Origin of the sequence: Streptomyces flaveolus, assembly GCF_000716535.1 — a bacterium.
In the GTDB taxonomy this organism is placed as follows: Bacteria; Actinomycetota; Actinomycetes; order Streptomycetales; family Streptomycetaceae; genus Streptomyces; species Streptomyces flaveolus_A.
The window spans coordinates 1-20,268 of record NZ_JNWV01000038.1; the positions used below are offsets into that span (position 1 = coordinate 1).

At 72.3% G+C, this 20,268-nt stretch carries 11 protein-coding genes and 1 pseudogene; 4 read left to right on the top strand and 8 right to left on the bottom strand.

From position 1 onward, the window contains the following. A pseudogene (locus tag OO52_RS48335) lies at positions 1-1,097 on the bottom strand (maltotransferase domain-containing protein); the annotation flags it as partial. Between the two features lie 328 nt (positions 1,098-1,425). On the opposite strand from OO52_RS48335, the gene OO52_RS36105 reads away from it, so the two are divergent. Further along, complete coding sequence (locus OO52_RS36105) at positions 1,426-4,044, top strand: glycosyltransferase family 1 protein (RefSeq protein WP_030658267.1); 2,619 nt, start codon at positions 1,426-1,428, stop codon at positions 4,042-4,044. A gap of 23 nt (positions 4,045-4,067) precedes the next feature. Here OO52_RS36105 and OO52_RS36110 read toward each other — a convergent pair whose 3' ends face one another. The 5 genes from OO52_RS36110 to OO52_RS36130 all read right to left on the bottom strand — a co-directional run bounded on the left by OO52_RS36110 (position 4,068) and on the right by OO52_RS36130 (position 12,474). Next, positions 4,068-4,589: a DUF1990 domain-containing protein gene (locus OO52_RS36110; protein ID WP_030658268.1), complete on the bottom strand. Its 522-nt coding sequence runs from the start codon at positions 4,587-4,589 to the stop codon at positions 4,068-4,070. A gap of 71 nt (positions 4,590-4,660) precedes the next feature. Beyond that, on the bottom strand, positions 4,661-6,301 hold the full coding sequence (locus tag OO52_RS36115) for a M4 family metallopeptidase (RefSeq protein ID WP_030658271.1): 1,641 nt from the start codon (positions 6,299-6,301) through the stop codon (positions 4,661-4,663). A gap of 252 nt (positions 6,302-6,553) precedes the next feature. Continuing rightward, entirely contained in the window at positions 6,554-8,599 is a 2,046-nt protein-coding gene (locus OO52_RS36120) for a M4 family metallopeptidase (RefSeq protein WP_030658273.1), read from the bottom strand. A gap of 316 nt (positions 8,600-8,915) precedes the next feature. Further along, positions 8,916-10,679 carry an ABC transporter ATP-binding protein gene (locus OO52_RS36125; RefSeq protein ID WP_030658275.1) on the bottom strand — a complete coding sequence of 588 codons (1,764 nt, stop codon included), beginning with the start codon at positions 10,677-10,679 and terminating at the stop codon, positions 8,916-8,918. Beyond that, positions 10,666-12,474, bottom strand: a complete 1,809-nt coding sequence (locus OO52_RS36130) for an ABC transporter transmembrane domain-containing protein (RefSeq protein ID WP_030658277.1) — start codon at positions 12,472-12,474, stop codon at positions 10,666-10,668. Before OO52_RS36130 ends, OO52_RS36125 begins: the two co-directional genes overlap by 14 nt. A 94-nt stretch (positions 12,475-12,568) precedes the next feature. Here OO52_RS36130 and OO52_RS36135 point away from each other — a divergent pair, with 94 nt between their 5' ends. The 3 genes from OO52_RS36135 to OO52_RS36145 all read left to right on the top strand — a co-directional run bounded on the left by OO52_RS36135 (position 12,569) and on the right by OO52_RS36145 (position 17,196). Then, positions 12,569-14,380 (top strand): ABC transporter ATP-binding protein, encoded by a 1,812-nt coding sequence (locus tag OO52_RS36135; RefSeq protein WP_030658279.1) that lies wholly within the window; start codon positions 12,569-12,571, stop codon positions 14,378-14,380. Then, positions 14,377-16,260 carry an ABC transporter ATP-binding protein gene (locus OO52_RS36140; RefSeq protein ID WP_030658281.1) on the top strand — a complete coding sequence of 628 codons (1,884 nt, stop codon included), beginning with the start codon at positions 14,377-14,379 and terminating at the stop codon, positions 16,258-16,260. Before OO52_RS36135 ends, OO52_RS36140 begins: the two co-directional genes overlap by 4 nt. A 78-nt stretch (positions 16,261-16,338) precedes the next feature. Then, on the top strand, positions 16,339-17,196 hold the full coding sequence (locus OO52_RS36145; RefSeq protein ID WP_037631031.1) for an alpha/beta fold hydrolase: 858 nt from the start codon (positions 16,339-16,341) through the stop codon (positions 17,194-17,196). A 22-nt stretch (positions 17,197-17,218) separates the two neighbouring features. Here OO52_RS36145 and OO52_RS36150 read toward each other — a convergent pair whose 3' ends face one another. Then, the gene (locus OO52_RS36150; protein WP_030658285.1) at positions 17,219-17,728 is read right to left on the bottom strand and encodes an RICIN domain-containing protein; all 510 of its coding nucleotides are present in this window, start codon (positions 17,726-17,728) and stop codon (positions 17,219-17,221) included. Between the two features lie 268 nt (positions 17,729-17,996). After that, positions 17,997-20,240 (bottom strand): glycogen debranching protein GlgX, encoded by a 2,244-nt coding sequence (gene glgX / locus OO52_RS36155; protein WP_030658287.1) that lies wholly within the window; start codon positions 20,238-20,240, stop codon positions 17,997-17,999. Positions 20,241-20,268 lie beyond the last annotated feature (28 nt).

Below are 20,268 nucleotides of genomic sequence, written 5' to 3' on the forward strand. Positions count from 1 at the left end.
GTGGGGGAGAGGGTGGCGGCCAGCACCGCGCGGACCTCGAAGGCGGGACGTCCGCCGTGCTGGAGGTAGGCGTGCAGGATGTCGGGGGTGTTGGCGAAGAAGTTCGGCCGCATCCAGGCCGCCGCCTCACCCGACAGCTCCGTCAGGTACTCGGTCAGCTCCTGCTTGGTGTTGCGCCAGGTGAAGTACGTGTACGACTGCTGGAAACCGATCTGCGCCAGCGTGTGCATCATCGCCGGGCGGGTGAACGCCTCCGCCAGGAAGATCACGTCCGGGTCTCGCTTCGCCGACGAAGAAGTCGAAGTCCTCCAGGGTGCCCAGGTCCGGGTGCACGGCGTCGTGGCCGCCCTCCGGCGACCCGATGGCCCAGGGCACGCCGACGTCGTCCGGGCCCGCGGTGAGCGTGTTGTTGCGGCCCTTGCGGAACGTGGTGCCGATCGGGTGGATGGGCGGCAGGTAGACGACGTCGAAGCCCATGTCCGCGATCGGCTTCAGCCGGCGCGCGGCCGTGCGGAACGTGCCGTGCGGCTCCTCGGCGGTCCCCTCCGAGCGGGGGAAGAACTCGTACCACGACCCGAACAGGGCCCGTTCGCGCTCCACCAGCAACGGCATCGGATCGCCGGGATCTTGATCCGGGCGTGGTGCCGCCAGGTGGCGAGCGGGTCCGACCAGGCCTCCACCGTGTAGGTCCAGTGGCCGGGTTCGCCCGCGGTGACGGTGGCGCCCCAGCGGTCGGTGCCCGGGGCGAGTTCCCGCATCGGCGTCCAGGGGCCGGGCCGGCCCGCCGGGTCCCGCAGCACCACGTTCGCCGCGACGGCGTCGTGGCCCTCCCGGAACACGGTGGCCGACACCTCGAAGGACTCCCCGGTCACGGCCTTGGCGGGCCGGCGACCGCGCTGGACCACGGGACGTACGTCGAGGACGGGGATACGGCCCACGGTGGTGGCCGCGTCCGGGGAGGACCGTTCCCCGGCGGTGGCTGACGACGGACCGGCCGCGCCGGCCGGCGTCGCGCCTTTCCTGCCCGTCGTCTTCTTTCCTGCTGCCTTGGCCTTGCTGCTTGTCGGGGGTGCTGACGAGTGGTGCGTGGCGGGCATGACCGCTCCTGTCCGCTTCAACGAGGGTGTGGGCGGATGGATATGGGGAGGTGGGTCCTGCGGAGGTGCTGTGGTGCTGCTGTGGGGTGCGTACCGGAGGAGCCTTCCCACCCGGTTCGGGTGGGCAATCCGGCACTTTGTTAACTACTGGCGCGTACGTCCACCCACAAGACCGGCCCCTTTTTCCGAGTGCCCGGTGACCGGGTCTTGACGCCCCCCGACACCCCCGGGTACGTCCCCACCGACCGCGCGGTAACCACTACCGTCGAAGACGACGACGAGACGTACAACGCCGTGCGTCTCATCCCGCGACGCGTCGAGGTGGCATGTGAAGGCGATCCGTCGGTTCACCGTCCGTCCCGTTCTCCCCGACCCCCTCCGGCCCCTGAGCGACCTGGCGCGCAACCTGCGCTGGTCCTGGCACGCCGAAACGCGCGACCTGTTCCAGTCCGTCTGTCCCGAGGGCTGGGCCGGCGCCGGCGGAGACCCGGTGCGGCTGCTGGGCAGCGTCCCGCCGGCCCGGCTGGCCGAGCTGGCCGGGGACCGGCGGTTCCTGCGCCGCCTCACCGCCGCCGCCGACGACCTCGACGATTATCTGACCGGCGACCGCTGGTACCAGGAACAGGCCGACGGCCTGCCCGCCGCCGTCGCCTACTTCTCGCCCGAGTTCGGCATCACGGCCGCGCTCCCGCAGTACTCCGGCGGCCTCGGCATCCTCGCCGGCGACCACCTGAAGGCGGCCAGCGACCTCGGGGTGCCGCTGATCGGGGTGGGGCTGCTGTACCGGCACGGGTACTTCCGGCAGACCCTCTCCCGGGACGGCTGGCAGCAGGAGCACTACCCGGTGCTCGACCCCAACGAACTGCCCCTCACCCAGCTCAAGGAGGCCGACGGCACCCCCGCGCAGGTCTCCCTCGCGCTGCCCGGCGGCAAGGCGCTGCGCGCCCGGGTCTGGCTGGCCCAGGTGGGCCGGGTGCCGCTGCTGCTGCTCGACTCGGACGTGGAGGAGAACGAACTCGGCGAACGCGGGGTGACCGACCGGCTCTACGGCGGCGGCAGCGAGCACCGGCTGCTCCAGGAGATGCTGCTCGGCATAGGAGGTGTGCGGGCCGTACGGACGTACTGCCGGCTCACCGGGCACCCGGAGCCGGAGGTGTTCCACACCAACGAGGGGCACGCGGGCTTCCTCGGCCTGGAGCGGATCGCCGAACTGTGCGCCGACGGGCTGGACTTCGACTCGGCGCTGGAAGCCGTGCGGGGCGGGACGGTGTTCACCACGCACACCCCGGTGCCGGCCGGCATCGACCGCTTCGACCGGGAGCTGGTGGGCCGGCACTTCGGCCCCGACGCCGAGCTGCCCGGCATCGACGTGCAGCGCGTCCTGGCGCTGGGCATGGAGACCTACCCGGGCGGCGAGCCGAACCTGTTCAACATGGCGGTGATGGGGCTGCGGCTGGCCCAGCGGGCCAACGGGGTGTCGCTGCTGCACGGGCAGGTCAGCCGGAACATGTTCGCCGGACTGTGGCCGGGATTCGACGCCGAGGAGGTGCCGATCACCTCCGTGACCAACGGGGTGCACGCGCCGACCTGGGTGGCGCCGGAGGTGCTGCGGCTCGGCGTCCGGCAGATCGGCGCCCAGCGGGCCGAGGACGCGCTGAGCGTCGGCCGCTCCGAGCGCTGGGACGCGGTCGCGGACATCCCGGACCAGGAGATCTTCGAGTTGCGCCGCACCCTGCGCGAGCAGCTGGTGCTGGAGGTACGGGAGCGGCTGCGGGCGTCCTGGCGGCAACGCGGCGCGGGGGACGCGGAGTTGGGCTGGATCGACGGGGTGCTGGACCCGGACGTCCTGACGATCGGCTTCGCGCGCCGCGTCCCGTCGTACAAACGCCTGACGCTGATGCTCCGCGACCGCGACCGCCTGATGGAGCTGCTGCTGCACCCGGAGCGCCCGGTCCAGATCGTGGTCGCGGGCAAGGCGCACCCGGCGGACGACGGCGGCAAGCGCCTGGTGCAGGAACTGGTCCGTTTCGCCGACGACCCGCGGGTCCGCCACCGGATCGTCTTCCTGCCCGACTACGGCATGGCGATGGCGCAGAAGCTCTACCCGGGCTGTGACATCTGGCTGAACAACCCGCTGCGGCCGCTGGAGGCCTGCGGCACCTCGGGCATGAAGGCGGCGCTGAACGGCTGCCTCAACCTCTCGGTCCTGGACGGCTGGTGGGACGAGTGGTTCCAGCCGCACTTCGGCTGGGCGATCCCGACCGCGGACGGCGCCGGCACCGACCCCGACCGGCGGGACGACATCGAGGCGGCCGCTCTGTACGACCTGCTGGAGCAGCGGATCACCCCGCGCTTCTACGAGCGCGGGCGGGGCGGGCTGCCCGACCGCTGGATCGAGATGGTCCGCCAGACCCTGTCCCAGCTCGGCCCGAAGGTGCTGGCCGGCCGCATGGTCCGGGAGTACGTCGACCGGCTCTACGCCCCCGCCGCGCGGGCGCACCGCGCGCTGACCCCGGACACCGCCCGGGACCTCGCCGAGTGGAAGGCGCGGGTGCGGGCCGCCTGGTCCGCGGTGAGCGTCGACCACGTCGAGACGACGGCGACGACGGCCACGGCGGAACTGGGCGGCACCGTGGGCCTGCGGGTGCGGGTCGGCCTCGGCGAACTGGGCCCGGACGACGTGGAGGTGCAGGCGGTGTCCGGGCGGGTGGACGAGGAGGACCGCATCACCGACGCTACGGTGGTCCCTCTGAAGCCGGCCGGCACCCCCGACCTGGAGGGCCGCCTCCTCTACGAGGGCCCCCTCTCCCTGGACCGCACCGGCCCCTACGGCTACACGATCCGCATCCTCCCCACCCACCCCCTCCTGTCCTCCGCCGCGGAACTGGGCCTGGTGACGGTGCCGTCACAGGAGGTGGGGGAGGGGGCGGGGATGGTGTTGCGGTGACGTGAGGGGCGGGGCCGGTGCGGTCACGCCTCGGGCAGGTCCCCGCAGAGCCTCTTCAGTACCGACCCGCATCGCCGTGCGTACGCCTGCTGCAATCCCCGGGTCGCCGGGCCGCCCGCGCGGGCGTACCACTTGGCGGCCTTGCTGAAGGCCGCCACCGTCAGCCAGACCGTGCCGTCGCCGGTGCGGTCGACGAGGAAGGCCTCCTCGCCGCATTCGGGGTGGCCTTCGAGGGTGCCGTAGGCCCAGCCGGCCCGGCGGTGCTCCTCGGCCGTCCATATGATGCGGCAGGGGGCCTTGATGACGCCGGCCAGGGTGACGGTGACGTCGACGCCGGGGGCGGCGCGGTCGGCGGCGGCGTCGATGCCGACGCCCAGCGCGCGGTGCATCTCCCAGGTCAGGACCGCCTCGGCGGCTCGCCGGAACACCTCCTGGCCCTCGCCGAGACGGGTGCGGACCAGCATGGGGTGGAAGCCGGGCGGGCAGACGGTGAGGTCGTCGCGGGTCGCACCGACCGGCTCGTAGGTGAAGGGCGCCGAGGACATGGGTCACAAGGGTAGGGCGGCACCCGGAAGGACCTCTTCCCGGGTGCCGCCCCCTCACGAGCCGGCGCGGACTAGCTGACGTTGACCGCCGTCCAGGCCGCCGCGACCGCCTTGTACTCGGTGCTGGTGGAGCCGTACAGCGCGGACGCCGCGTTCAGGGTCGCCGTGCGGGCGGCCTTGTAGTTGGTCGTCGACGTCATGTACGTGGTCAGCGCCTTGTACCAGATCTGCAGCGCCTTGGCGCGGCCGATGCCGGTGACCGCGGCTCCGTTGTAGGTCGGCGAGTTGTAGGTCACGCCGTTGATCGTCTTCGTACCGCTGCCCTCGCTGAGCAGGTAGAAGAAGTGGTTCGCGACGCCGGACGAGTAGTGCACGTCCTTGCCGCCGACGGACGAGGACCAGTAGTCGGCCGAGCCGCCGTCCTTGCTGGGCTTGTCCATGTAGCGCAGCGGGGTGCCGTCGCCGTTGATGTTGATCTTCTCGCCGATGAGGTAGTCACCGACGTCGGACGAGTTGTTCGCGAAGAACTCCACGCCCGTGCCGAAGATGTCGCTGGTGGCCTCGTTCAGGCCGCCGGACTCCCCGCTGTAGTTCAGGCCGGCGGTGTTGGAGGTGACACCGTGGCTCATCTCGTGACCGGCGACGTCGAGCGAGGTCAGCGGGTGGGTGTTGCCGCTGCCGTCGCCGTAGGTCATGCAGAAGCAGCTGTCGTCCCAGAACGCGTTCACGTAGGAGTTGCCGTAGTGCACGCGGGAGTAGGCGGCCTTGCCGTCGTTCTTGATGCCGCTGCGGCCGAAGGTGGACTTGTAGAAGTCCCAGGTCACCTGTGCGCCGTAGGCGGCGTCGGCGGCGGCCGTCTGGTCCGTGGACGAGCTGGAGGCGGTGCCGGTGCCCCACACGTCGTCGGCGTCGGTGAACAGCGTGCCGGTGCCGGAGGTCTTGTGCGCGAGGTTGTACGTCTTGTGGCCGCCGCGCGTGGTGTCGTACAGCTGGTAGGTCGAGCCCGACAGGGTCGTGTTGAGGGTGACCGTGCCGGAGTACAGGCTCTTGCCGGTGCCGGTCTCGATGCCCTGGTACTCGTAGAGCTTCTTGCCGGTGGCCGCGTCGGTGATGACGTGCAGCTGGTTCGGGGTGCCGTCGTCCTGGAGGCCGCCGACGACCGTCTCGTAGGCGAGGACGGGCTTGCCGGAGCCGGCCCAGATCACCTTGCGGGCGCCGTCCGCCGTGGTCTTGGCGGAGCCCAGCGTTCTGGCGGCGGACACCGCCTGCTTCTCGGCCTTGGCGGCGGTGATCTGCGGCTTGAGCGAGGCCACCTTGATGGCCGACTTGGTCGCCTTGGTGACGCCCTCGGTCCTGCCGGACTCGGACGTGTGGACGATCAGGTCGCCGCCGAGCACCGGCAGGCCCGCGTAGGTGCGCTCGTAGCGGGTGTGAAGGGTGCCGTCGACGTCCTTGACGACGTCCTTGGCGACCAGCTTCTCCTGGGCGCCGAGGCCTATCTGCCGGGCGGTGCCGGCCGCGTCGGCCTGGGCCTGCTGGATCAGGGTGGTGCGCGCAGCGGCGGACAGCGCGGTCGGAGCGGCGGCGAGGGGCTTCGCCGTCGGCTGGGCGGTGGCACTGGTGGTCACACCGGTGGCGAGCAGGGCTCCGGCGGCGACAGCGGTGGCGATGGCCAGAGTGGTGCGCTTGTGACGCGCGTAGAGGGGGCTCACAGAAGCTCCTTCTCGTGGGGGAGTCCGGGCAGCGTGGGGTTACTGGCCGGAGTGTGTGGCGTTGCGAAGTTGCTGTGCTGCTGCGGCGGGTGGAGAGAGAGTGACATCAAGGACGCGTACATGTCAGGCCCCTGACGTGATGTTGGCCGAAAGGCAACTGTCCGAGAAACGTTTCAGGCAGATGAACCAGGCGCTGTCCGAGGGTGTTCGACCCCCGGACAGCGCCGTGATCCCGGGCCGCCGGCGTGCGGTTTACGGGAAGGTCAGCTTCCAGCCGTTGAGCGTTCCGGTGTCGTAGGTGGCCTGATCCTGCACCCGCAACTTCCAGGTCCCGTTGGCCGGTTCCGCCGAGGCGTTGACCGTGTACGTCTCGTTCACGTTGTCGGCGGAGTCCGAGGAGCTGAAGTTCTTCAGCCGGTAGGCGGTGCCCGACGGGCCGACGAGGTCGATCACCAGGTCACCGCGCCAGGTGTGGGTGATGTCGACGCTCACCTGGAGGTTGCTCGGCGCGTTCCCGCTGCGGCCGGAGACGGTGATGCCGGACGTGACGGCAGCGCCGTTGTCCGGCACCGACACCGGCGTGGTGCTCTCGTACGACGTACCGCCGCCGCCCCCGCCACCGGAGCGCGAGCCGACCCCGACGCCCGCCCAGGCGTCCTGCACCGCCTTGTACTCGGCGCTGGTCGTGCCGTACAGCTCGCCGGCCGCCGCGAGGGTGCCGGTGCGGGCGCCCGCGTAGTTGGTCGTGGACGTCCACTTGGTGGTCAGCGCCCGGTACCAGATCTGCAGCGCCTTGTCCCGGCCGATGCCGGTGACCGGAAGCCCGTCCGCCGTCGGCGAGTTGTAGCTGACGCCATTGATCACCTTGGCGCCGCTGCCCTCGCTGAGCAGGTAGAAGAAGTGGTTCGCCGGGCCGGACGAGTAGTGCACGTCGACCCCGCCGATGCCCGAGTACCAGCTGTCCTTGGACGCGCCGTCCTTGCTGGGCTTGTCCATGTAGCGCAGCGGGGTGCCGTTGCCGTTGATGTCGATCTTCTCGCCGATGAGGTAGTCGCCGGCATCGGACGAGTTGTTGGCGTAGAACTCCACGCCGGTGCCCATGATGTCGCTGGTCGCCTCGTTCAGACCGCCGGACTCCCCGCTGTAGTTGAGGTCCGCGGTGTTGGAGGTGACGCCGTGACTCATCTCGTGGCCGGCGACGTCGATCGCGGTCAGCGGCTTGGCGTTGCCGGAGCCGTCGCCGTAGGTCATGCAGAAGCAGCTGTCGTCCCAGAAGGCGTTCACGTAGGAGTTGCCGTAGTGCACGCGGGAGTAGGCTCCGACGCCGTCGTTCCTGATGCCGCTGCGGCCGAACGCGCTCTTGTAGAAGTCCCAGGTGACCGCCGCGCCGTAGTGGGCGTCCGCGCCCGCGGTGGCCGCGTTCGACGTGGTCCCGTTGCCCCAGGTGTCGCTGGTCTGCGAGAACAGGGTGCCGGTGCCGGAGGTGCCCCGGTTCAGGTTGTACGTCTTGTGGCCCCCGCGCGCGCCGTCGGTGAGCGTGTACGTCGAGCCCGACTGGGTCGTGGTCAGGGTGACCTGCCCGCTGTACTGGGTGTTGCCGATGCCGTTCTTGACGCCCTGGTACTCGAAGAGCTTCTTCCCGGTGGCCGCGTCGGTGATGACGTGCAGCTGGTTCGGGGTGCCGTCGTCCTGGAGGCCGCCGACGACCGTCTCGTAGGCCAGCACGGGCTTGCCGCTCGCCGCCCAGATCACCTTGCGGACGCTGTCCGCGGCGGACTTCGTCCCGCCGAGCGCCTTCGCCCGCTGGACGGCCTGCTGCTCGGCGGCGGCCTTCGACACGGCCGGGGTGAGACCGGCGACCTTCAGCGTGGCGTTGGTGGCCCGGATCACGTCCATGGTCTTGCCCGACCCGGCGGTGGTGACCACCAGGTCGCCGCCGAGCACCGGCAGGCCCCCGTACGTGCGCTCGTAGCGGGTGTGCAGCGTGCCGTCGGCGTCCTTGACGACGTCCTTGACGACCAGCTTCTCCTGGGTGCCCAGGCCGATCCGGCGGGCGGTGGCGGCCGTGCCGGCGTCGGCGTGGCGTATCAGCTCGGCGCGCTGCGCGGGCGTGAGCCCGACCGCCGCGTGGGCCGGGGTGACCTTGCCGGCCTGCGGCGTCGCCGGGGCCGCGGTGGCCGCGCCGGACTGGACGGCGGCGGCGATCAGGGCGGCGACGCCGGCGAGGGCGACGGTGGCGGTACGGCGGTGCGCGGTGGGGGTGTGGGAGGTGCGTCCGCGAGAGGAATTGCTTCTCAACACTGACTCCTTCTGCGTGACCGCGGGTCGCGCGGCCGGGGAGACCGGACGGTGGTTGGGGCGTCCGGGCAGAACAGGGCGTTGCGAAAGCCACGTGCAGGTGCGGAGCCGGCTCACACAGAAGCGCAGAAACTGTGGGGTTGCTGTGAGTCGGCCAGGGAAGAGTGGCAGGAGATCTCGCCACTTGTCAGGACCGCGTCACCAACTTGGCCGGAAATGGTTCGTTGACCGGATGTTCATGTTCGGTATGCGGACCGTTGGTCGGGTGGAGCATCGCCCGGGACGGTGGTGGACCACCGGTCGGGGCGGTGCCGGATCACCGCTCGGGCGTCCGCCCGTGCCACGTCCGCCACAGTGCCGCGTACGCTCCGCCCGCCGCCACCAGCTCCTCGTGCGTGCCCAGTTCGGTCAGCCGGCCGTCCTCCATGACCGCCACCCGGTCCGCGTCGTGCGCCGTGTGCAGACGGTGGGCGATGGCGATGACCGTACGGCCCTGGAGCACCGCGGCGAGGGCGCGTTCGGTGTGCCGGGCCGTGGCCGGATCCAGCAGGGCCGTCGCCTCGTCGAGGATCAGCGTGTGCGGATCCGCCAGGACCACGCGCGCGAGGGCGAGTTGCTGGGCCTGCGAACCGTCCGTCGGCCGGCCGCCCTCGCCCAGCCGGGTGTCGAGCCCGTCCGGCAGACCGCGCACCCAGTCGTCGGCGCCCACGGCCGCGAGCGCCGACCACAACGCGGAGTCGTCGGCGGTGGGTTCGGCGATGAGCAGGTTGTCCCGCACCGTCCCGAGGAAGACGTGGTGCTCCTGGGTGACCAGCGCCACCTGCCGGCGCAGCAGCTCCGGCGCCAGCTCGGCCACCGGCACCCCGCCCACCGTCACCGTGCCGGAACCGGGCCGGTCGATGCCCGCGAGCAGCCGGCTCAGGGTCGTCTTCCCGGCGCCGGACGGCCCCACCACGGCGAGCCGCTCCCCGGGCCGTACCGTCAGGTCCACCCCGCCCAGCACCTCGCCGCCGCGCTCGTACGCGTACCGCACCCCGCGCACCTCGATCCGGTCGTCCACCGGCACCGCGGACGCGCCGTCGCCCTCGTCCCGGGGCGCCCGCGCCAGCCCCTCCACGCGCGCGAACGACGCCCCACTGCTCTGCAGTTGCTCCACCCGCATCAGGATCTGGTCCAGCGGCTCGGTGAACTGCCGCAGGTACAGCGCCGCCGCCACCACCGCGCCCGCCCCGACCGTCCCCCGGGTGTACAGCCAGCCGCCGAGCAGCAGCACACCGACCACGGGGACGGTGTACGTCACCTCGACCGCCGGGAAGAACACCGACCGCAGGCGCAGGGTGTACAGGCGGGTGCGGCGGGACTCCTCCAGCGCGTCCCGGCTCGCCGCGATCCGCCGCTCCCGCAGCCGGAACGCCTCCACGGTCCGCGCGCCGGCCGCCGTCGCCGCGACGATCTCCGCGACCTGCGAGGTCGCCGCCCCCTCGGCGAGATACCCGTCCCGGGCGCGCCGCAGGTACCAGCGCAGCGCCAGCCAGATGGGGGTGAGACCGAGCAGGCCGAACGCCCCCAGCAGGGGGTCGAGCGCGAACACCGCGCCCAGCACGAAGACCGCCTGCACGGTGTCGACCAGCAGCTCCGGGCCGACGTCCCGCAGTGTCGTGCCGACGGTCGCGACGTCCGCCGTGCCCCGCGCGGTCAGATCGCCGGTACCGGCCCGCTCGACGACGGACGCGGGCAGCGCGAGCACCCGCTCGACGTACTCCTCGCGGACCCGGGCCAGCGTGCGCTCGCCGAACCGGTGCCCGACGTACCGCGCCCAGCGGGCCAGCAGGGTCTGCGCCAGCGCGCACACCACGATCCAGGACGCCAGCCGGTCCACCGCGCCGGCCCCGTGCCCGTCCCGCACCTCGTCGACGATCCGGCCCACCAGCCAGGGCCCGGCCAGTCCCGCCGCGGCGGCCAGCGCGTTCAGCCCCAGTGCCGCGGCGAACGCCCACCGGTCGGCCGACACCAGCCGCGCCGTGGCCCGCCGCACGGCCGCCCGGCCGGCGACGGGCAGCAGGGCGTCACCGGAGGTCATCGCGGGGCTCCTTCGCGGGTGGGGTCGTCGCGCCTGTCATGCCGGTGGAATCCGTCGCGTCCAGCACGCCCATCGCGACTGCCGGGTCCGTCATGTCCGCCGTCCCGTCGTCCCGTGCGACCAGCGCCCGGTACGCCGGTTCCTCCGCCAGCAGACACGGGTGCGGCCCGGTCGCCACCACCTTGCCGTCGGCCAGGAACACGACCGTGTCCGCCCGGGCCAGGACCAGCGGGGACGTCGTCGTCACCAGCGTGGTGCGGCCCTCCCGTGCCGCCCGGAGCCGGTCGGCGACCGCTGCCTCCGTGTGGGCGTCCAGGGCCGAGGTCGGTTCCACGGCGAGCAGTACCTCGGGGTCGGCCAGCAGCGCCCGGGCGAGGCGCACGCGCTGCCGCTGTCCACCGGAGAGGCTGCGGCCCTGCCCGGCCACCGCCGAATCCAGGCCGTCCGGCAGACCCCGGACCACGTCCTCGGCCGCCGCCGCGTACACCGCCCGGCGCAGTGCCGCCTCGTCGGCCGGGTGCGCCGCGGCCAGCACCTCCCGGAGCGGTCCGGCGAACAGGTCCGCCTCGTTGTCCGCGACCAGGACCCGCCGTCGTACGTCCGTCAGCGGGACCGCGTCGAGCCGTACCCCGCCCCAGGTGGCGTCGGTGGGCCCGTACCGGCCGAGCCGGTCGACCACGGCGGCGGCCTCGGCGGGCCGGGCGGCGGCCAGCGCGGTCAGCCGGCCCGGCGCCACCCGCACCCCGGACACCGGGTCGTGCAGTTCGGCCGGCCCCGCGGGCGCAGGCAGGGTGCCGGTGTCCGGTTCCGGTTCCAGCCGCAGCAGCCGTACCGCCCGGCGCGCGGCCACCACGCCCCGGTTCAGGTCGTAGGCCATCCGCACGAAGAACGCGACCGGTCCGACGAGCACCGCGACATAGCCGTAGACCGAGACCAACTCACCCACCGACATGGCACCTCGGGCGGCGAGCCGGGCGGCCAGCCAGGTCACCACGGCGAGGAACAGGGTCGGCAGGCCCACCCCGAGCGCCTGCACCCAGCTCGCCACCGCGCCCACCCGGTACCCCTGCTCCCGCAACCGCCCCGAGTCGCGTCGGAACGCGTCCGCGAACAGCCCCTTGCCGCCCAGCCCGTTGAGGACGCGCAGCCCGCCCGCGAGGTCGCCGATGCGCGCGGTGAGCACCCCCTGGAGCTCGCGGTACTCGGTCTCCGCTCCCTGCAGCCGCAGCGCCGGCGGCCCGGTGAGCAGCGCGATCACCGGCACCCCGAGCAGCACCACCGCGGCCAGCGGCGCGGAGACCGCCAGCAGCAGCCCGGCCACCACCCCGTAGACCACGATCGAGCCGACCCCCGGCCCGACCACGGTCAGCGCCTGCGCCAGGGTCTGTACGTCCCCGACCCCGATGGTGACGACCTCCCCGGCCCCGGCCCGGCGCGGCAGCGCGGCCCCCAGCTGCACCACATGCCCGACGACCACCTTGACCGTACGGAAGTTGGCGTCCATCCGGACCCGCGTCATCACCCGGTGCCGCAGGATGCTCACCCACGCGTTCAGCGACCCGACGACGAGCATCACCCCGGTCCACCCGGCGAGCACCCCGAGCCGCCCCGGCAGCAGCCCGTCGTCCACGGCCCGCGCCATCAGATACGGCTGCGCGGCCAGCAGCACCATCCAGGTGCTGCCCAGCAGCGCCCCGGTCGCCGAGCGCCCCGACTGACACCGCACCAGCCACCACAGGAACCGCCAGCCGCCACGGGTGTCGGGCGTGCCCGGATCCTCGTACGCGTCGATCATCCGTCCCCCCGGTCCACTCCACGAGCCTGTCCGCGCGGGCCCGCGGCCAAAACTCGGTGGGCGTTGTCAGTGGTGGTCCGTACGCTCGCGGTTGATGGCCACGACACGTGAAACCACCGACCGCTCCGCCGTACGGACCCTGCTCCGGCTGTGGCCGTACGTCCGTCCCGTACGCGCCCGGCTGATCACCGCCGCGGTCGTCGCGGTCGTCGCCTCCTGCACGGGGCTGGTGATCCCGCTCGTCCTGAAGTGGATGGTCGACGGGCCCGTCGCCGACCGCGACCCGGCCGGCGTGTGGCTCGGCGCGCTGTACCTGTTCCTGCTCGGCATCGCCGAAGCGGTCCTGTTCGGCATACGGCGCTGGCTCGTGGCCCGGCCGCTCTCGCGCGTCGAGGCGGAGATGCGCGCAGACCTGTACCGGCACCTGCAACGGCTCCCGGTGGCCTTCCACGACCGCTGGGCCTCCGGCCAGCTGCTCTCGCGCGGCACCACCGACCTGATGCTGGTGCGCATGTTCCTCGCCTTCCCGCTGACGTTCCTCCTCGTCAACGGCGTCACCATCCTCGTCGGCCTGGTCATCATGCTGCTCCAGGACTGGGTGCTGGGACTGGTCATCCTCGGCCCCGCCATCCCCGTGGTGTGGACGTGCGTGGTCTTCGAACGGCGGTACGCGCAGGTGGCGCGGCGCGCCCAGGACCAGGTCGGCGACCTGACGACGGTGGTCGAGGAGAGCGTGCTCGGCATCCGCGTCATCAAGGGCTTCGGCCGCCACCGCAGCCAGGCGCGCGCCTTCCGCGAACTCTCCGGCCGGCTCCGGGGGACGGAGTTGCGCAAGGCACGGCTGCTGGCCACGATCTGGGGCGTCATCGTGACGCTGCCGGAGGTGGCGATCGGGGCGGCGCTGGTGCTGGGCGTCCTGCGGGTGGCCGACGGGGAGCTGTCCGCCGGGACGCTGGTGGCCTTCCTGAGCACGGCGCTCGCCCTGCGGTGGCCCGTGGACTCCATCGGGTTCCTGCTCGCGATGAGCCAGGAGGCGGCGACCGCCACGGAGCGGTACTTCGAGGTGATGGACGAGGCGCCGGAGGACCGGTCAGGCGGGGGCGGGGACGCTCGCCCACGCTCGCGAGGTGCCGCGCGGGGTGCCGCAGCGTCGGGACTCCGGTTCGAGAACGTGTCGTTCCGTTACCCCGACGCGCCCCCCGGCTCCCCGCCCCTGCTCACGGCCGTCGATCTGCACGTCCGCCCCGGCGAGTCCATGGCCCTCGTCGGGGCCACCGGGAGCGGGAAGACCACGCTGACCGCGCTCGTCCCCCGGCTGCACGAGGTGACCTCCGGGCGGATCACGCTCAACGGCGTGGACATCGCCACGATGTCCCGCGAGGAACTGCGCGGCAGGGTCGCCGTGGCCTTCGAGGAACCCACGCTGTTCTCGGCCAGTGTCGGTGAGAACGTGCTCATGGGCGCCCGGGACGCCGCGGTGAAGCCGGAACTCGACCGGGCCCTCGCCATCGCCCAGGCCGACTTCGCGCACGCGCTGCCGCAGGGCACCGACACCCGCGTCGGCGAGCAGGGCCTCAGCCTGTCCGGCGGCCAGCGGCAGCGCCTCGCGCTGGCCCGCGCGGTGGTCGGCCGGCCCGAGTTCCTGGTGCTGGACGACCCGCTGTCCGCCCTGGACGTGCACACGGAGGCCGCCGTGGAGGCCGCGCTGCGCCGGGTGCTCGCCGACACCACCGCGCTGATCGTGGCCCACCGCCCGTCCACGGTGCTGCTCGCCGACCGGGTCGCCCTGCTCTCGGGCGGCCGGATCGCCGCCGTCGGCACCCACCAGGAACTGCTGCGCGAGAACGCCGAGTACGCCCGTCTGATGTCCGGTTCGGCATCCGGGGAACAGGAGGACTCCCGTTGACCACCACGACCCCCTCCACCCCCGCCGTCGGCGACGACGACAGCGACGGCCCGGCCCGCCCCCGGGAGGCGGGCGACCCGAGCGGTCCGGGCGACCACTTCGACCGGGACGTCCTGCCCAGCCCGCCCGGCGCCACGGCCGCCCTGCTGCGCTCGCTGCTCGCGCCCATGAAGGCGCGGGTCGCGCTCACCACGCTCCTGCTGCTGCTCCAGCAGGCGGCGGTGCAGGCGGGCCCGCTCCTGGTGGCGTACGCCATCGACACCGCCGTACCCGCGTTCCGGGACGACCGGCACGGGCCGCTGTTCGCGGTCGCCGCCGGCTATCTGCTGTGCGCGCTCGCCTCCGGAGTGCTCCAGTTCGCGTTCATCCAGACCTCCGCCCGGGTCAGCCAGGACGTGCTCCTGGACCTGCGCGGGCGGATCTTCCGGCACGCGCAGGCGCTGAGCGTCGACTTCCACGAGCGGTACACCTCCGGCCGGCTGATCTCCCGGTCCACCACGGACGTCGAGTCGCTGCGCGAACTCCTCGACGAGGGGCTCCAGGAGCTGGTGACCGTCATCCTGTCCTTCGTCTACATCTCGGCGACGCTGCTCTGGCTCGACCTCGGCCTCGGCGCGGTCGCGGTGGCGTCCCTCCTGCCGCTGTACCTGCTCGTCCGGCTCTACCGGCGACGCGCGGCACGGGTGTACGGGGCGCGGTCCACGGCCATCGCGGCGGTGATCGTGAAGTTCGTGGAGACGATGAACGGCATCCGGCCGGTGCGCGCCTTCCGCCGCGAGGCCGCGAACGACGCCGATTTCGCCGTGCTGAACGCGCGGCACGAGCGCACGAACGGCGACTCGCTGCTGGAGATGGCCCGCTACGTGGTCGGCTCCCGGCTGGTGGCGAACACGGCGGTCGCCGGGATCGTGCTCTGGGGTGCCTACCGGGTGGCGTCCGTCTCGCTGGAGCTGGGTGTGCTGGCGGCGGCCGTGCTGTACCTGCGCCGGCTGTACGACCCCATCGACCGGCTCGGCATGTTCCTGAACTCCTACCAGTCGGCCGCCGCCTCCCTGGAGAAGATCGCCGGGCTGCTGGCGCAGACGCCGTCCGTGCCGGAACCGGAGCACCCCCGCGAACTGCCGCCGCTGAAGGGCGACTTCCCGGGGCGCGAGGTCGTCTTCGACGGGGTCCGGTTCGGCTACCGCACCGGCGGCGAGGTGCTGCCCCGCTTCGACCTGACCCTGCCCGCCGGGCAGACGGTCGCGGTCGTCGGCTCCACCGGCGCGGGCAAGTCGACCCTGGCCAAGCTGCTCGCCCGGTTCTACGACCCCTCCGCCGGGCGCGTATTGCTGGACGGCGTGGATCTGCGCGAGCTGCCGATGCCCGAACTGCGGCGCGGGGTGGTCATGGTGACGCAGGAGTCGTTCCTGTTCTCCGGCACGGTCGCCGACAACATCGCGCTCGGCCGGCCCGACGCCACCCGGGAGGAGATCGAGCGGGCCGCGAAGGCGATCGGCGCGCACGAGTTCATCAGCGCGCTGCCCGACGGCTATGACACCGACGTCCGCAAGCGCGGCGGCCGCATCTCCGCCGGGCAGCGCCAACTGGTCGCCTTCGCCCGCGCGTTGCTCGCCGACCCGGCCGTGCTGATCCTGGACGAGGCGACCAGTTCGCTGGACATCCCGGGGGAGCGGGCGGTGCAGCGGGCGATGGCGACGGTGCTGCGGGGCCGTACCGCCGTGGTGATCGCACACCGGCTCTCCACGGTGGAGATCGCGGACCGGGTGCTGGTGATGGAACACGGCCGGATCGTCGAGGACGGCCACCCGGACGAACTCGTCGGCGGCAAGGGCCGGTTCGCGGACCTCCACAAGGCCTGGCGGGACAGCCTGGTGTGACGTCGCCGGGCGCCCGGGACGAACACCTCGGGGAAACCCGGTTGCCCTCGCCGGCACGCCGCTGACAGGGTCCTGCCCATGCCTACCTTCTCGGCGTACGACGGGACCCGGCTCGCCTACCACGTCGTCGGAGACGGCCCTCCGGTGGTCTGTCTGCCCGGAGGCCCGACGGATTCCGCCTACCTCGGGGACCTCGGCGGGCTGTCCGCGCACCGGCAGGTGATCCGGCTGGATCTCCGGGGCACCGGCCGGTCCGCGACACCGCAGGACACCGCCTCCTACCGCTGCGACCGCCTGGTCGACGACGTCCAGGCCCTGCGGGAACACCTGGGCCTGGACCGGATGGACCTGCTCGCGCACTGCGCCGGCGCGAATCTCGCCGTGCTCTGCGCGAGCCGCCGTCCGGACACCGTCGGCAAGCTCGCGCTGATCACGCCGAGCGTCCGGGCCGTCGGCCTCACGATCACCGGTGACCTCCGGCTTCGGACCGCGCGGCTGCGCCGGGACGAGCCGTGGTTCCCGGAGGCGTTCGCCGCCCTGGAGGCGATCGTGGCGGGCAGGGCCACCGCCGACCGCTGGAAGGCCGTCGCGCCGTTCTCCCACGACCGCTGGGACGCGGCGGCCCGGGCCCGTCAGGCCACCGAGGACGAGCGGATGGACCCGGAGATCGTCGCGGCCTTCGGTGCCGAAGGCGCCTTCACCCCGGCCGCCACCCGCACCGCGCTCGCCCGGTTCCCGGGACCTGTCCTCGTCCTGGCCGGCGAGGTCGACGCGGGAGCCCCTCCCGGCACCATGGCCGAGTTCGCGGACCTCTTCCCGGACGCCGGGCTCGTCGTCCAGTCGGGCGCCGGGCACTACCCGTGGCGCGATGACGCCGACCGGTTCGTGGCGGCCGTCGCGGCCTTCCTGGGACCGGCAGCCGCCTCGTCGTCATAGCCCCGGCCGGGGACCACCACCCTCAGTGGTCCAACTGGCCCCATCGCTGATCGGGGTTTCCGTTGCACGGCCACTGAATCGCCTTGGCTCCAACGGCGGAGCCCTTTGTGCCCAGGCACATCTGCGAATTCCTGTTGATCATCTGGTACCAGCCCGCACTGGAACCCTTCTGCCAGTACCACAGCTGGTCCTTGTTTCCATTGCAATCCCACACCGTGGCGGTCGCGCCGGACGCCTGGGAGACGCCATTGATGCCCAGACACTGGCCATTGTCGTTGGTCACCCGGTAGTAGGTGCCGTGGGAATCGCTCCCCATCTTGTTGAAGTGCCAGGACTGATCGGGGTTGCTGTTGCAGTACCACTGCAGGGCGTTCGTCCTATTGGCTCCGCCCTGGCTGCCCAGGCAGTAGTTGTTGTCGTTCATGAGCCGGGGGCCGGACGCCGCCGATGCCGACGGTGCCATTCCCACGAACATGGACAATGCGGCCGACATGGCACTTGCCACGATCGAGACGCGCGCGAGCTTGTTCATAGCAGGCATCACTCCATGAATGAACTCGGCGTCGACTCGCCGAGTGATTGAGAGCTGAGAAGTTATCAGATGACAATCACAGCGGAACAGTTGACCGAAAGGCGGTTGATTGAAATCCCAATGATTGAAGCTGCGCCTTTCATCTCTGTCGGCGTGCCAAATGGACCGGTGCGCCAAATGGCGGCCGACACCAGAGAAAAGGTGCTGCGACCCAAGGGCGTTGCACTCGTGGGCCGTGACTCGCGTCACACGCGGCTCTCACGCGGGTTCAGGCCACCCTCAGCAGCAGCACCGTCCGCGCCGGGACGGTGATCTCCGCCCCCGCCCGGTGGACCGTGCCCGGCGCCCGCTCCTGCTCCTCCACCGAGGTGTCCACGACCACCTCGTACCGCTCCGCCCACGGCGGCCCGGGCAGCACGAAGCCGGTCGGCCCGTCACCCGCGTGCAGCACGGCGAGGAAGCTGTCGTCCACCACCGGCGCGCCCCGCTCGTCGCGGCCCGGGATGTCCCGGCCGGACAGGTACATGCCGAGCGTGGCGGCGGGCGCGTACCAGTCGCCCTCGGTCATCTCCGCGCCCCGCGCGGTGAACCAGGCCAGATCGCGCAGCCCGTCCGCGGTCTGGGCACGGCCGGAGAAGAAGGCCCGCCGGCGCAGCACCGGATGCCGGTGGCGCAGCCCGATCAGCCGCGAGGTCAGGTCGGACAGGGCCCGCCAGCCGGGCTGCTCCAGCAGCGACCAGTCCAGCCAGCTGATCTCGTTGTCCTGGCAGTAGGCGTTGTTGTTGCCGCGCTGGGTGCGGCCGAGTTCGTCGCCCGCGACCAGCATCGGCACGCCGGTGGACAGCAGCAGGGTCGTCAGCAGGTTCCGCAGCTGCCTGCGGCGCAGTGCCCGTACGCCCTCGTCGTCGGTCTCGCCCTCGGCGCCGCAGTTCCAGGAGCGGTTGTCGTTCGTGCCGTCCCGGTTGTTCTCGCCGTTGGCCTCGTTGTGCTTGGTCTCGTACGACACCAGGTCGCGCAGGGTGAAGCCGTCGTGCGCGGTGACGAAGTTGACGGAGGCGTAGGGGCGCCGGCCGCCCCAGGCGTACAGGTCGCTGGAGCCGGAGAGGCGGTAGCCCATCTCGCGCACGTCGGGCAGTGCGTGCCGCCAGAAGTCCCGGACCGCGTTGCGGTAACGGTCGTTCCACTCGGTCCACAGGGGCGGGAAGGCGCCGACCTGGTAGCCGCCGGAGCCGATGTCCCACGGCTCGGCGATCAGCTTCACCCGGCGCAGCACCGGGTCCTGGGCGATGACCGCCAGGAACGGGGAGAGCATGTCGACGTCGTGCATCGAGCGGGCCAGCGCCGCCGCGAGGTCGAAACGGAACCCGTCCACGCCCATCTCGGTCACCCAGTAGCGCAGCGAGTCGGTGATCAGGCGCAGCACCTGGGGGCGTACCACGTGCAGGGTGTTGCCGCAGCCGGTGTAGTCGGCGTACCGGCGGGCGTCGTCCTGGAGCCGGTAGTAGCCGCGGTTGTCGATGCCCTTCAGGGACAGCGTGGGGCCCAGCTCGCCGGCCTCCGCGGTGTGGTTGTAGACCACGTCCAGGATGACCTCGATGCCGGCCGCGTGCAGCGCGCGCACCATCCGCTTGAACTCGCCGACCTGCTGTCCGGTCGTACCGGAGGCCGCGTAGGCGGCGTGCGGGGCGAAGTAGCCGATGGAGTTGTAGCCCCAGTAGTTCCTCAGGCCCCGGCGCAGCAGGTGGTCCTCGTGCGCGAACTGGTGCACCGGTAGCAGCTCGACGGCCGTGACACCCAGCCTGACGAGGTGTTCGATCGCGGCCGGGTGCGCCAGCCCCGCGTACGTGCCGCGCAGTTCCTCGGGGACGCCGGGGTGCAGTTTGGTGAAGCCCCGCACGTGCAGCTCGTAGATCACCGAGTCGGCCCACGGCGTCTTGGGGCGCCGGTCGTCGGACCAGTCGTCGTCGTCGTGGACGACGACCCCCTTCGGGACGTACGGCGCCGAGTCCCGCTCGTCGCGCACGGTGTCGGCGACCGACTGGTCCGGCCAGTCCCGCACGTGCCCGTACACCTCCGGCGGCAGGCCGAAATCTCCGTCCACCGCGCGCGCGTACGGGTCGAGCAGCAGCTTGGCCGGGTTCCAGCGGGCGCCGGTCCACGGGTCCCAGCGCCCGTCCACCCGGTAGCCGTAGCGCTGACCGGGCATCACACCGGGCACGAAGCCGTGCCAGATCTCGTGCGTCAGTTCGGTCAGCGGGATCTGCGTCTCCCGGCCGCCCTCGTCGAAGAGGCACACCCGGACCGCCTCCGCGCCGGCCGCCCACAGCGCGAAGTTGGTGCCCGCGACCCCGTCCGGGCCGACCCGGAACCGGGCCCCCAGCGGGGTCGGCGCACCCGGCCACACGGCCGGGACCGGCGGTACGGCCCGCCGGGCGCCGTTCACCGCCGCCGGTTGCCCGGTCCCCGCGGCCGGCCCCCCGGCCGGTGCCCGCTGCTCGGCTGCGCTCGTCACTGTCGCCCCTCTTCCCAGTGGCTCGCCC

Coding starts and splice junctions, on each gene's coding strand:
- OO52_RS36135 (WP_030658279.1), top strand. CDS start 12,569: ATGGCCACGACACGTGAAACCACCGACCGCTCCGCCGTACGGACCCTG.
- OO52_RS36110 (WP_030658268.1), bottom strand. CDS start 4,589: ATGTCCTCGGCGCCCTTCACCTACGAGCCGGTCGGTGCGACCCGCGAC.
- OO52_RS36130 (WP_030658277.1), bottom strand. CDS start 12,474: ATGATCGACGCGTACGAGGATCCGGGCACGCCCGACACCCGTGGCGGC.
- OO52_RS36145 (WP_037631031.1), top strand. CDS start 16,339: ATGCCTACCTTCTCGGCGTACGACGGGACCCGGCTCGCCTACCACGTC.
- OO52_RS36150 (WP_030658285.1), bottom strand. CDS start 17,728: ATGAACAAGCTCGCGCGCGTCTCGATCGTGGCAAGTGCCATGTCGGCC.
- OO52_RS36125 (WP_030658275.1), bottom strand. CDS start 10,679: ATGACCTCCGGTGACGCCCTGCTGCCCGTCGCCGGCCGGGCGGCCGTG.